Source organism: Pseudomonas putida NBRC 14164 (assembly GCF_000412675.1).
GTDB lineage: Bacteria > Pseudomonadota > Gammaproteobacteria > Pseudomonadales > Pseudomonadaceae > Aquipseudomonas > Aquipseudomonas putida.
On sequence record NC_021505.1, the window covers coordinates 2,361,318 to 2,374,445 of the forward strand.

Consider the following 13,128-nt stretch of genomic DNA (forward strand, 5'->3'; position numbering starts at 1 on the left):
CCGGGCATTCATGCAGCCATTCGACCACGGGCTCTGGGCAGCCTGCGGGGGGTGGCTGCGCCCAAGTAACGCGGAGAACAATAATAATGATGCACACACACTGCACCCTTGCCCGTTCGGCCCTGGCGGTTTCGCTGGCGCTTGGCCTGGGTTTGCCGGCCTGGGCCGGGGAGGGGGGCTTCCTTGAAGATGCCAAGGCCGGGCTGACGCTGCGCAACTACTACTTCAACCGCGATTTCCGTGACCCGGGGGCGGCCAAGAGCAAAGTCGAAGAATGGGCCCAGGGCTTCATCTTCAAGTTCAGCTCCGGCTACACCCCGGGGCTGATCGGTGTGGGCCTGGATGGCATCGCCATGTTCGGCATGAAGCTGGACAGTGGCCGCGGTACCAGCGGTTCCGAACTGCTGCCGGTGCACGACGACGGGCGTGCGGCCGACAACTATGGCCGCGCAGGGCTGGCGGCCAAGCTGCGTATTTCATCGACCGAGCTGAAGGTGGGTGAACTGCTGCCGGATATCCCGCTGCTGCGCTACGACGATGGCCGCCTGCTGCCGCAGACCTTCCGTGGCGCCATGTTCGACTCGCGGGAAATCGAAGGCCTGAGCCTGCAAGCCGGCCAGTACCGCGAGGTCAGCCTGCGCAACTCGTCCGATATGCAGGACCTCTCTGCCTGGGCCGCGCCCGGGGTCACCTCGGACGGCTTCAACTACGCCGGCGCCGAGTACCGCTTCAACCAGCAGCGCACCCTGATCGGCGCGTGGCATTCGCAGTTGGAAGACATATACCAGCAAAGCTACTTCAACCTGCTGCACAGCCAGCGAGTGGGCGAGTGGACGCTGGGGGCCAACCTGGGTTACTTCATCGACCGTGATGACGGCCAGGCGCGCATCGGCGATATCCAGAGCCGCACGGGCTACGCCTTGCTGTCAGCTTCGCACAGTGGTCACACGCTGTACGTGGGGTTGCAGAAAGTGAGTGGCGACAGCCAGTGGATGTCGGTGTACGGCAGCAGCGGGCGCACCTTGGGCAACGACATGTTCAACGGCAACTTCAGCAACGCCGACGAGCGCTCGTGGCAAGTGCGCTACGACTACAACTTTGCCGCGCTGGGTGTGCCTGGGCTATTGGCCATGGTGCGTTACGGGCATGGCGAAAATGCCACCACGGCGGCGGGCAGCAATGGCAAGGAGTGGGAGCGTGATACCGAGGTGAACTACACGTTCCAGAGCGGGGCGTTGAAGAACCTCAACATCCGCCTGAACAACGCCACCAACCGGCGCAGCTTCAACAGCGATTTCGACCAGACGCGACTGATCGTCAGCTACCCGCTGACGCTGTAAGCAGCAATGTGCCCGGTGAGCACGGTCCTACAGGTTCGCGCAGGCTTCAGGCTTATGCAGTACCTATGGGGGCAACTGCCTTGCACAGCACCTAAGCGCTAGCGCGAACACCGGCGGAGCCGGTGCCATCCACCGCGCAGGGTTCTTCGCGGGCACGCCCGCTTGTATGGTTAGACTTGAAGGGGTGGTGGGACTAAATGCCCGATTCTGACTGTTCACAGCAGTACAGACCGTGGGAGACATCGCCCCACCCCTTCCACCAAAGCGCCGATAAAGAATGCATCGTTTGCAAACGACGATAGAAGCAAGCCAGCGCCTCTTGGTGAAACCCCTTCAAGCCAAAAAACCATAACGTGAGGAGGCTCCCGTGGCAATGCAGGTTGGCAAATTGATCGTGGGTGCGGATGTCGCGAAAGCAGAATTAGTGATTCATCACGATGATCGCGACGAGATCATCAAGGTGAAAAATACCAAACCGGAAATCAAGAAATGGCTGAAGCAACAGCCTCTCAACACGGCAATTGCTGTTGAGGCGACCAATGTTTACCACCTGGACTTGGTTGAGCTGGCCCATAGCCTGGGTTTCGAGGTCTATGTCATTGATGGATTCCAACTGAGCAACTACCGCAAAAGCGTGGGTGTGCGGGTAAAAACGGACCCCACTGATGCTCGGTTGTTGTCCCGATTTTTGAGAAACGAGGGGGAAGACCTCCGCCCTTGGACTCCCCCTCCCGCCGTCTACGGCAAGCTTCAGAGCCTTCTGCGACGCCGAGCGGCCTTGGTGACTGCCCGCACGGCGATGACCCAGAGCTGGGCTAATGAAGCCCTTTTGAAAGCCGCCTTCACAACCTTTGTAAAATCGATAGACCGGCTGGATTTGTTGATCCAAAAGAAAATTAAAGAAGTGCTGCGCGAAGCAGGGCTGCACGAGCAAGTTGCTCGCTGCCAGGCGGTAGAGGGTATTGGGTTTCTCACGGCCACTGCCTTGGTAATGGCTTTTATGCGGGGCGAGTTCAAGAGCAGTGATTCGTACATTGCATTCCTGGGAATGGATCTACGAGTGATTGATTCTGGGCAGAAGAATGGACGTCGTCGCCTTACCAAGCGAGGCTGCTCAGAAATCCGTCGCCTGCTGCATAACGCGGCGATGTCAGCCAGCCGGACGGCCACTTGGAAAGGGATCTACGAACAACATCGCAATGCGGGTAAAGCAACAACCCAGGCGTTGGTAATCCTGGCCAGGAAGCTTGCACGAGTGGCATTCGCCCTGATGAAGAATCAGGACGAATATGTCACCAAGGGTGGGAAAGCGCCTTGCTGAAAACCATAGAATCTCCCACAGGTACCGCGCAGGCTTCAGGTTTATGCAGTACCTGTGGGACAACTGTCCTTGCGCAACACCTGAAAGTCAGTGCAATCACTGTGGGAGCGGGCATGCCCGCGAACACCGGCGAAGGCGGTGCCAGGCACAGCGTTGCCTGCTTCGCGGGTGAACCCGCAAACACATCTTTCTCAGCCTTGTGGGGTGCACTCCGAACAGGCCTGCAGCAACCCCTCGGCTTGCGCTAAGATGCCCGCTCATGCCCCTGGAAGTAGCCTGGATGAGCAAACCCGGTCAAATGGTGCTGGTTGCGCTGCGCAAGATGATCGCCTCGGGCGAGCTGGCGGCCGGCGAGCGCCTGATGGAAGTTCCTACCGCCGAACTGTTCGGCGTCTCACGCATGCCGGTGCGCATGGCGTTTCGTACCCTTGAGCAGGAAGGCCTGCTGGTGCGCTTTGGCGGCCGGGGGTTTCAGGTGCGCTCGGTCAGCGCCGATGATATCGCTGGCGCGGTCGAGGTACGCGGCGTACTGGAGGGGTTGGCCGCTCGCCAGGCCGCAGAGCGTGGCTTGTCAGCGCCAGCACGTGCGGCGCTGCAACAGTGTCTGGTCGATGGCGACCAGCTGTTCGACAAGGGCTTCGTGACCGAAGAAGACCTGCAGGCCTACCACGACCTGAACATGCGCTTTCACCAGGTGATCATCGAAGCCAGCAACAACCCGGCCATCGCCGATGCCCTGGCGCGCAACGACCACCTGCCGTTCGCGTCGGTCACCGCACTGGCGGTGGACCGCCATGACCTGGCCCGCGAATACCGGCGCTTCAACTTCGCCCATATGCAGCACCACGCGGTGTTCGACGCCCTGAGCAACCGCCAGGGTGCCCGCGCCGAAGCGATCATGCGCGAGCACGCCAATGCCACCCTGCGCTACGCCGAGACCTTTGGCGGGGCAACGCCAGACGCGGGCATGAAGGTTATCCTGCCCTCGTCGTAAACCGGCTCAGATATCCAGCACCAGCAACGGCGTTTTCGAGCGCGAGCAGCAGGGCGTGAACTGATCGTTCAGCGCCTGCTCCTCTTCGGTGAGGAACATGTCGCGGTGGTCCGGCGTGCCCTGCAGCACGCGGGTCAGGCAGGTGCCGCAAATACCCTGCTCGCACGACATTGCAATCTCGATACCGTGCTGTTCCAGCACCTGCACCACGGTCTGATCGGCTGGCACCTCGAATACTTGCCCCGTGCTGCCCACCTGCACCGAGAAACTGCCATCGTTGCTGGCATCCACTGGCGCCGCAGCAAAATACTCGCGGTGCAAGTTGGCCTCTTGCCAGCCCAGCCCCCTGGCGCTGGCCAGCACATGCTGCATGAACCCGCCGGGCCCGCATACATAAAGGTGCACATCCTCTTGCGGGTTGCCCAGCACCTGGGCGATATCCAGTGCGGTCTCCGGTTGCTCGTCAAAATGCACGAACATGCGATCAGCGAACGGCGCGTTGCGAATGCGCTCGACAAAGGCTGCACGCTCGCTGGAGCGGGCACAGTAGTGCAGCTCGAAATCATGTCCGCTGTAGGACAGATGCTCGGCCATGCACAAGATCGGGGTAATGCCGATGCCACCGGCAAACAGCAGGCTGCGCTGCGCGCCCTCGGCCAGCGGGAACAGGTTGCGCGGCGCGCTGATGCGCAGCCGTGCACCGGCCTGCACCTGCTCATGCAGGCTGCGTGAGCCGCCCCGCGAGGCCGGATCGTTGAGCACGCCAATCAGGTAGCGGTGGCGCTCTTCGGGGTGATTGCACAGCGAATACTGGCGCACCAGCCCATCGGGCAAGTGCACGTCGATATGCGCGCCAGCGCTGAACGGCGGCAGCAGGCTGCCATCCGCTGCCGCCAGCTCGAAGCTGCAAATACCTTGCGCTTCATCGTTACGGGACACCACTACGGCATCGATCATGTCGGCTGTTCCTCAGGCAGGGGTGGCGCTGGTAGCGATCAGTTGCGGTTGCGGCGCACGCTCTTTGGCGATGATCCGCTCCAGCACCTTGCGCGACTGCACGCCGCCAGCATCGATGTTCAGCTTCAGCAGGTTGCGCTCGGGGTAGGCCAGCAGGTTCTGTTGCTGGCGTTCCAGCATCTCCAGGTCTTCGCTGAAAATCTTGCCCTGGCCCTCACGAATGTTGTCGGTCAGGGTCTGGTCGTGGGCGGCGAAGTTGCGTGCCATGCCCCAGAAGTACCAGATGGAGGTGTCGGTTTCCGGGGTGATGAAATCCACCACGATGCTCGACGCCTTGTGCTGGGCCTCGGCGTGGTAGCCACCCTTGCCGGCATGGGCTACGCCCACTTCGATCAGCACATGGCTGGGCGGAGTGAAGCGGCAGATCTGCCAGCGATCCACCGGCACGTCGTCGGCCAGGCCGTTGCCACGCAGGGCCATGCGCCAGAAGGGCGGGGCCATGATGTTTTCCATGTGCCGGGAGGTAACCACCTCGTCGCCGGTGACGGTGGTGACTGGCGGCGCCTCGTCGATTTCCTTCTGGCCGATGCTGGAGGCATGCACGTAGGTTTCGTGGGTGAGGTCCATCAGGTTGTCGATCATCAGCCGGTAGTCACAACCAATGTGGAACAGCCCGCCGCCGTATGCCCACCCATCATTCACCGCCCATTCAAGGTGCGGGATCAGCGCCGGGTCGGCTTGTGCCTGGTCGCCGGGCCAGACCCAGATGAAGCCATAGCGTTCGACGGCAGCAAAGGTCTTGTTGCAGGGAAAGCCACGCACCCGCTGCCCCGGCATCGAGACGGTCTTGCCGTCGCAACCCATGACCAGGCCGTGGTAGCCACACACCAGGTTGCCGTCCTCGACATAGCCCAACGACAACGGCGCGCCACGGTGGGGGCAGAAGTCCTCGACGGCGGCCACTTTGTTCTCTTGGGCGCGGTAGAACACGATCTTCTCGCCGCAGATCTGCCGGCCAAGGGGCTTGGCGGCTATCTCGTCGGGGGTGCAGGCGACGTACCAGGTGTTTTTGGGGTACATGGGGGGCTCTCCAGGGTTTTGTTTTTATTTAATGGATCCATTAGAGCTTTGGTGTTGGAGCGAGGTCAACACATTCCGCATAAAAATGGCGAGTCATGTGCGGTTATCGAACGCACCAATGGATCCATTGGTGCCAATTCGTCAGGTCACTGTCGGTAGGAGATGGTGCGGTTTCAGCGGCAGGTCTTGAAGGCAGGTGGACGTGTGCCTAGGTCAAGAGGCAAGGGCTGACCCACCCTCTGTAGAAGCAGGCTTGCCCGCGAACACCGGCGGCGCCTGTGTCATTTGATTGCGAGTTATGTAGATGACATAAGTGACCTAAGCATTGTTCGATTTCTTGTAGGCTAAAGGATCTTTCTAAGATCAGATGATTCCTACGTGATGACTCTCGTCACGCTTAGTTGCAATACACGCCATTGACAGCGCCATCAAGCGGCTTATTGAATGAAGTGGTCGCAAACATAATAGGTGTACGCGAAGTGAGGCCCGCTAAATACAACAAAGGGGTGTCGAAGTGGATGTGGTAATGGGCTTGGTGGCAGCCTTATGTTGGGGGGCTACAGATTATTTGGTGAGCGTAAATGGCAGGTCACTTGGTATCAGGCGTTCAGTGCTCTACAGCCAGGTATTGGGACTGGTGATTCTGAGTATTTTTGCTTTGCAATCAAGCAGCCTCAATTCGATTGTCGCAGTCAGTGTAGAATCCGTGATCCTCTGTCTTGTCGCGGCGGTGTTGACGCTACTCGGCGCTCTCTCCCTGGCCAAGGCGTTAACCGAGGGACGCACCGCAATTGTTGCGCCAGTGGTCACGTCCTACGGCATCGTCACAACAATCTTGGCTTGGGCAGGGGGTGAACGCTTGACTGCCTATCAGTTGATTGGGATCGCCATCTGCGCATTTGGTGTGATGGCTGTGGGCCTGGGGCACAGCAATCCCGCGTCTCGCTTAAACCGACGCGAGGGGCAGGCAATTGTTTTTGCGCTGCTGGCAGCTGGTTTTTACGGCTTCAGTTTCTGGGTTCAAGGTAAATATGCGCTGCCCGCTGTAGGCCCAGTCAACATGCTCTGGTTGAACTACTGCGTGGGCGCTCTGTTTCTGTTGCTTATGTATCGTAATTTTCGAGGGGGTACCAATTTGACCTTAAAAGATTACGGCGCCTTGAGCGGTGCCAGTCTTTTCAATCTGGGTGGTTTCGCAGCGTTTTCATTTGGGGTGGTTGAGGGTTCGATTGCCGTTGTAACGGTTATTAGTACGCTTTCTGGCGGTGTGGCGGCCATGCTCGGCTATGTGTTCTATAAAGAGCGTTTAACGGCAGGGCAGTTGTTGGGCGTGAGTTTCGTTCTGCTAGGCGCGGTAGTGCTGCATCTGCTGTAGGCGCTACGTCAACCCAAGATGAATCACGGAGGGAAGAAAACATAACTGCGACGGGGATGACTGTACACCCCTGCGGTTCGGACCTGCTATTACTAAGCAGACGCACACCATAAAGGCCCGTCGATGCTCGCCATCGAACAGCTCCACAAATCATTCCCCACCCCCCAAGGCCCGCTCCCTGTCCTGCAGGGGGTGGACCTGCGCCTGCCACGCGGTAGCAGCCTGGCGCTGATGGGGGAGTCGGGCAGCGGCAAGAGCACGTTGCTGCACTTGATTGCCGGCCTGGACCGTGCCGACAGCGGCCGCATCCTGATCGACGACGTCCCGCTCGACGGCCGTTCCGAGGCGTCGCTCGCGCAGTGGCGGCGGGAGGGGATTGGCCTGGTGTTCCAGCAATATAACCTTATCAGTAGCCTGGACGTGGCGGCGAACCTCGCCTTTCAGGCCAGGCTGGCTGGCAGGCATGACCCACAATGGGTGGGTTACCTGTCAGAGCAGTTGGGCTTGGCAGGTTTGCTGGCGCGCTACCCTGAGCAGTTGTCCGGTGGCCAGCAGCAACGGGTCGCCATCGGCCGCGCCCTGGCTGGGCGCCCGGCCTGGCTGCTGGCCGACGAACCCACCGGCAGCCTTGACGAAGCCAGCAGCGACGAGGTGCTGAGCCTGTTGCTGCAACTGGTCGCCGAGGCCGGCAGCGGTGTGCTGATGGTGACCCACAGCCCCCGGCTGGCGGCACGCTTGCAGCGGCGTTGCCAGCTGCAGGCCGGTCACGTTCAGCCAGAGTCGGGGTGATGAGGCTTTTGTCGCTGGCCCTGTTGGCGTTGTTCAGCCATTGGCGGCGCCATCGTGTGCAGTTTTTCAGCATCTTCACCGGGCTGTGGCTGGCCACGGCGCTGTGGACGGGCGTGCAGGCGCTGAACAGCCAGGCACGCAGCGACTACGCCCGCGCCAGTGCCGTGCTGGCCGGGCCGCTGCAGGCGCAGCTGGTGCCGCGCAACGGTGAGCGCTTCGACCAAGGGCTTTACGTGCAATTGCGCAAGCAGGGTTGGCCAGTAACGCCCGTGCTGGAAGGGCGCTTGCGTTTGCCTGGGGAGCCCGCGCGCAGTGTGCGCCTGTTGGGCATCGAACCTTTGAGCCTGCCGCCGGCCAGCAGCATTGCCGGTGTGCAGCCGCAAGCATTCGATGTGCAAGCGTTCATCGGCACGCCCGGGCAAGCGTGGGCGGGGCCAGACACCTTGCGGCAACTGGGCGCAGAGCGGGGGGCAGCGGTGCGCGACAGCGAAGGGCAATTGCTACCCCCCATGATCCTGCAGCCTGCATTGGCGCCTGGGGTGATCGTGGTCGATATCGGCCATGCCCAGCGGTTGCTGCACGCGCCTGAGCAGTTGTCGCGATTGCTGGTGGCCGGCAAGCCAGGGCCGCTGCCTGCTGATATTGCGGTTTACCTCGAACTGCAACCGCAACAGGACGACGGCGGGTTGCAGCGGCTGACTGACAGCTTTCACCTCAACCTGACTGCTCTCGGCCTGCTGGCGTTCGTCGTGGGCCTGTTTATCGCCCATGCCGCAATCGGTCTGGCGCTAGAACAGCGGCGTGGGTTGATCCGCAATCTGCGCGCCTGTGGCGTCAGCTTGAACACCCTGCTGTGCGCCTTGATGCTGGAGCTGGGTCTGTTCGCCGTCCTGGGCGGGCTGGCCGGTGTGGCCAGCGGGTATGTGCTGGCCGCGTGGTTGTTGCCCGATGTGGCAGCCAGTTTGCGCGGCCTGTACGGCGCCCAGGTTGCCGGTACCCTGAGCCTGCCCGCGTGGTGGTGGCTGGTGGGGCTGCTTGTGAGTGTGCTGGGGGCATTGCTGGCAGGGCTGGGCAGTGTGTTACGTGCAGCCCGGTTGCCATTGCTGGCGTTGGCGCAGCCTCAGGCTTGGCGGCTGGCGCAGGGGCCATGGTTGAGGCGCCAGGCTTGCATAGCGGGCGTCCTGTTGCTGCTGGCCTTGGGCTGTGGCGTGCTGGGTAACCGCCTGGCCAGCGCGTTTGCCATGCTTGCTGGGCTGTTGCTGGCGGCGGCGCTGTTGTTGCCGGCCTTGCTCGACCGGGCTCTGGCCTTGCTGACGCGGTATTGCCGGCGGCCTTTGGCGCAATGGTTCGTCGCCGATAGCCGCCAGCAACTGCCGGCACTGAGTTTGGCGCTGATGGCACTGTTGCTGGCGCTGGCTGCCAGTGTCGGCGTGGGCAGCATGACCGAAGGCTTTCGCAAGACCTTTGTCGGCTGGCTGGACCTGCGCCTGTCTGCCGACCTGTACGTCAGCCCTCGGGATACAGCCCAAGGTCTGGAAATTGCGCAATGGCTAGGGCAGCAATCGGCAGCCAGTGTGGTGCTGCCCGGCTGGCGCGTAGAAACGCAGTTGCAGGGCTGGCCGGTGCAGCTTCAGGGCATCGTCGATCACCCGGGATACCTGAAGCGTTGGCCGTTGCTGCAGGAGAAGCCTCACGCCTGGGAAGCGTTGGCCGGCGGGCATGCGGTGATGCTCAGCGAACAGCTGGCCAGGCGCCTGAGGGTGCAACTGGGCGACCGCCTGGCGCTGCCTTCAGAGGCGATGACAGTGGTGGGGATCTATGCCGATTACGGTAACCCCAAGGGGCACGTGCTGGTCAATGCCAGCTGGTTGCGCAAGCAATGGCCGCAGGCCACGCTGACCGGGTTGAGCGTTGATCTGCCCGCTGAACAATTGCCCGTCATCAAGGCAGCGTTGCAGCAGCACTTCGCCTTGGACGACAGCCGCGTAGTGGAGCAGGCGCGCCTGAAACGCTGGTCTACCGAGGTGTTCAACCGCACCTTTGCCGCCACTGCCGCGCTCAACAGCCTCACGCTTGGCGTGGCCGGGGTGGCGCTGTTCATCAACCTGCTGACGCTGGGCCAGACGCGGCTGAGCCAGCTGGCGCCCCTGTGGGCGTTGGGTGTGCAGCGCAGCCAACTGGTGTGGCTGAGCTTGGGGCAGACACTGATGCTGAGCAGTTTCACGGTACTGCTGGCAATCCCGTTGGGGGTGTTGCTGGCATGGTGCCTGGTGGCGGTGGTCAACGTGCAGGCGTTCGGCTGGCGCCTGCCGCTTTACGTATTCCCCGTGCAGCTGCTGCAACTGGCCGCCTTGGGGTTGTTCACCAGCCTGTTGGCCAGCGCCTGGCCGTTGTGGCAACTGGCGCGCCGCCAGCCCCGCGAACTGTTGAGGCCGTTTACCGATGAAGCGTAACGCCTTGCTGTTGCTATGCGGCCTGCTATGCGCTTGTGACCCGCCGGCGCCACCAAGCTATGCCGGGTTGGGGCAGCAGGCGGACGGTTTCAACCAGGTGGCCCGCGCGCATCGCCTGGAATTCCCGCGTGACCATGGCGCACACGATGGCTTTCGCATCGAATGGTGGTACGTCACTGCCAACCTCAAGGACGCCCAGGGGCGTGACTGGGGCGCCCAGTGGACCCTGTTCCGCTCGGCCCTGCGCCCCGGCCCTGAAACCACCGACTGGAACAGCCCCAACCTGTGGATGGGGCACGCGGCCCTGACCGGGCCGGGTGGTCACCAGTCTGGCGAAACCCTGGCGCGCGGCGGTATCGGCCAGGCCGGCGTGCAGGCCCAGCCGTTCCGTGCCTGGATCAATGATTGGTCGTTGCAGGGCAGGGCGGGCATCGAAAGCCTGCAAATGGCTGCCGGTGGCGAAGGTTTTCGCTACGACTTGCGTTTGCGCAGTGATCGCCCCCTGGTGCTGCACGGCGACCAGGGTTACAGCGAGAAATCCGGCAAGGGGCAGGCCTCTTACTATTACAGCCAGCCGTTTTACCGTGTGCACGGGGAGGTAGAGCGTGGAGGCATGTGCATCGCGGTCACCGGCCAGGCCTGGCTGGACCGGGAATGGAGCAGCCAGCCGCTGGCGGCCGGGCAAACGGGGTGGGACTGGTTTTCCCTGCACCTGGACAGTGGCGCCAGGCTGATGTTGTTCCAGGTGCGTCAGGCCGAGGGCGATGCCTACCGCGCCGGCACGTGGGTTGGCCCGCAAGGTGAAGTGGTAGCGCTGCAAGGCGCGCAGGTTCAGTTGCAGGCCCTGGCCTGGGCCGAGCAGAAGAATGGCAAACAGGTACCGACGCGCTGGCGGGTGCAGGTGCCGGCGCATGGGGTGGATGTGCAGGTCGAGGCGGTGGAACCACAGGCCTGGATGGACACACGGTTCCCGTACTGGGAAGGGCCGGTGCGGTTGAGCGGGAATGCCGGTGGGCGCGGGTATCTGGAGATGACCGGGTACTAGTGCAACACATTCCCGCGATCATGCACCCACAAATACAGCATGGCCCAAACCTGCGCGGTACTTGTGGGAGCGGGCAAGCCCGCGAAGCAGTCTGCTCGGTGGATGGCACGGGCTATGCCCGTGTTCGCGGGCATGCCCGCTCCCACAGGTACCGCGCGAACTTGAAAGGTTTGAGCAACACAGTCGCGCCCACAAGGGGCGCGTCATCGTTTCAATCTTTGATCAGCCGCCGTAACACGGCGCGTGCTTCTTCGGTGCGCAAGCACTCGATGAACAACTGGCTTTCCCGCACCACCGTGGCCTCCAGCTCCGCCCGCTGACTGTCCTTCATCAGCCGCTTGCTGATGCGCAGCGCCGCCTGCGGGTAAGTTTGCAGCTGCCGTGCCAGCTTGCGCGCTGCGGCCAGGCACTCTTCGCCATCTTCATGCAGCTCATTGGCCAGCCCCCAGGCAACCGCCTGTTCGCCATCCAGCAACGCGTTACCCAGCAGCAGGCCGGCGGCGCGGGCCTGGCCAAGCAAGCGTGGCAGCAACAGGCTGGAGCCAAACTCCGGGCACACCCCCAACGGTGCGAAAGGCATGCGCAGCTTGGTCGAGCGGCTGACCAGCACCTGGTCACAATGCAGGAGCAAGGTGGCGCCGATGCCGATTGCTGCGCCACTGACTGCCGCGATCAGCGGCTTGTCCAGCCCCATGACCACCCGCATCAGGCGGAACACCGGGCTGTCCAGGTCAGTGGGCGGGTTGTCGAGGAAGTCGCGCAGGTCGTTGCCAGCGGTGAAGCAGTGGGCGCCACCGGTGATGATAATGGCATCGACGCCAGGGTCTTCACCCGCTGCCAGCAGCAGGTCGCCCAGTTGCTGGTACATGGCGGTGTTCAGGGCGTTGAGCTTGTCCGCGCGGTTGAAGGCCAGGGTCAGCAGGCCTTGGTCCAGCTCGCGTGTGATCGGGTCGTTCATGGCAGCCGCTTTTGTTGTTGTGGGTACGTGTGCCAAGGGTTTATCACGCAGTCCGGCTTGTTGTACAGTCGTTCAGTCCAGCCCCTGAACCGAGAACCCTTGATGAGCCAGGAAGCCCGCTACCACCGCATGCTGCCGGAATTGCGCAAGGCCAACCTGGTCGAAGCGACTCTGGTGTGCCTCAAACGCCACGGATTCCAAGGGGCTTCGATCCGCAAGATTTCGGCCGAGGCCGGGGTCTCGGTCGGGCTGATCAGCCACCACTACGCTGGCAAGGACGAGCTGGTTGCCGAAGCCTACCTGGCCGTCACCGGGCGGGTGATGGGGCTGCTGCGTGAAGCCATGGCGCAGGCCGCGCCCAATGCCCGGGAGCGGCTGTCGGCGTTTTTCCGCGCCTCGTTTTGCGCAGAGTTGCTCGACCCGCAGCTGCTCGACGCCTGGCTGGCCTTCTGGGGCGCGGTCAAGACGGCCGATGCGATCAACCAGGTGCATGATCATTCCTATGGCGAGTACCGCAAGGAGCTGAGCCGGTTGCTGGCCGAGTTGGCCACGCAGGAGGGCTGGCAGGGCTTCGATGCCGACCTCGCGGCCATCAGCCTTAGTGCCCTGCTCGATGGCCTGTGGCTGGAGTCGGGGCTCAACCCCGGCACCTTCACCCCCGAGCAGGGCGTGATTATCTGCGAGGCCTGGGTCGATGGCCTGCAGGCCGGTGGTCGGCGGCGCTTCAGCCTGCCCGAGGGCTGTTGATCGTCTGTTCAGTAACGAGTACGCTGCTGGCGCGAGTGTGTAGAACAACACCAATAAAAAGAGACAACA

General features: G+C 62.4%; 11 protein-coding genes. 8 read left to right on the top strand and 3 right to left on the bottom strand.

Going from position 1 to position 13,128, the window contains the following annotated elements:
* Window positions 1-86: 86 nt before the first annotated feature.
* From PP4_RS10570 to PP4_RS10580, 3 genes are all read left to right on the top strand, one after another.
* The gene (locus PP4_RS10570; protein ID WP_016499169.1) at window positions 87-1,340 is read left to right on the top strand and encodes an OprD family porin; all 1,254 of its coding nucleotides are present in this window, start codon (window positions 87-89) and stop codon (window positions 1,338-1,340) included.
* A gap of 367 nt (window positions 1,341-1,707) precedes the next feature.
* Entirely contained in the window at window positions 1,708-2,661 is a 954-nt protein-coding gene (locus PP4_RS10575; RefSeq protein WP_016499057.1) for an IS110 family transposase, read from the top strand.
* A 280-nt stretch (window positions 2,662-2,941) separates the two neighbouring features.
* On the top strand, window positions 2,942-3,655 hold the full coding sequence (locus PP4_RS10580) for a GntR family transcriptional regulator (RefSeq protein ID WP_016499170.1): 714 nt from the start codon (window positions 2,942-2,944) through the stop codon (window positions 3,653-3,655).
* A 6-nt stretch (window positions 3,656-3,661) separates the two neighbouring features.
* Here PP4_RS10580 and PP4_RS10585 read toward each other — a convergent pair whose 3' ends face one another.
* Window positions 3,662-4,612 carry a PDR/VanB family oxidoreductase gene (locus PP4_RS10585; RefSeq protein ID WP_016499171.1) on the bottom strand — a complete coding sequence of 317 codons (951 nt, stop codon included), beginning with the start codon at window positions 4,610-4,612 and terminating at the stop codon, window positions 3,662-3,664.
* Window positions 4,613-4,624: 12 nt separating this feature from the next.
* Window positions 4,625-5,692: an aromatic ring-hydroxylating oxygenase subunit alpha gene (locus tag PP4_RS10590; RefSeq protein ID WP_016499172.1), complete on the bottom strand. Its 1,068-nt coding sequence runs from the start codon at window positions 5,690-5,692 to the stop codon at window positions 4,625-4,627.
* 514 nt (window positions 5,693-6,206) lie between these two features.
* Between PP4_RS10590 and PP4_RS10595 the strand changes: the two genes are divergently transcribed.
* The 4 genes from PP4_RS10595 to PP4_RS10610 all read left to right on the top strand — a co-directional run bounded on the left by PP4_RS10595 (window position 6,207) and on the right by PP4_RS10610 (window position 11,354).
* A complete protein-coding gene (locus PP4_RS10595; protein WP_041167683.1) occupies window positions 6,207-7,067 on the top strand; it encodes a DMT family transporter in 861 nt (286 codons plus the stop codon).
* A 123-nt stretch (window positions 7,068-7,190) separates the two neighbouring features.
* On the top strand, window positions 7,191-7,856 hold the full coding sequence (locus tag PP4_RS10600; RefSeq protein ID WP_016499174.1) for an ABC transporter ATP-binding protein: 666 nt from the start codon (window positions 7,191-7,193) through the stop codon (window positions 7,854-7,856).
* On the top strand, window positions 7,856-10,309 hold the full coding sequence (locus PP4_RS10605; RefSeq protein WP_016499175.1) for an ABC transporter permease: 2,454 nt from the start codon (window positions 7,856-7,858) through the stop codon (window positions 10,307-10,309). Before PP4_RS10600 ends, PP4_RS10605 begins: the two co-directional genes overlap by 1 nt.
* Window positions 10,299-11,354 carry a lipocalin-like domain-containing protein gene (locus PP4_RS10610; protein WP_016499176.1) on the top strand — a complete coding sequence of 352 codons (1,056 nt, stop codon included), beginning with the start codon at window positions 10,299-10,301 and terminating at the stop codon, window positions 11,352-11,354. Before PP4_RS10605 ends, PP4_RS10610 begins: the two co-directional genes overlap by 11 nt.
* Before the next feature lie 211 nt (window positions 11,355-11,565).
* Here the strand turns inward: PP4_RS10610 and PP4_RS10615 are convergent, their stop codons facing one another.
* Window positions 11,566-12,312 carry an enoyl-CoA hydratase-related protein gene (locus PP4_RS10615; protein WP_016499177.1) on the bottom strand — a complete coding sequence of 249 codons (747 nt, stop codon included), beginning with the start codon at window positions 12,310-12,312 and terminating at the stop codon, window positions 11,566-11,568.
* Window positions 12,313-12,414: 102 nt separating this feature from the next.
* On the opposite strand from PP4_RS10615, the gene PP4_RS10620 reads away from it, so the two are divergent.
* Window positions 12,415-13,059 (top strand): TetR family transcriptional regulator C-terminal domain-containing protein, encoded by a 645-nt coding sequence (locus PP4_RS10620; protein ID WP_016499178.1) that lies wholly within the window; start codon window positions 12,415-12,417, stop codon window positions 13,057-13,059.
* The last annotated feature ends 69 nt before the right edge of the window (window positions 13,060-13,128 follow it).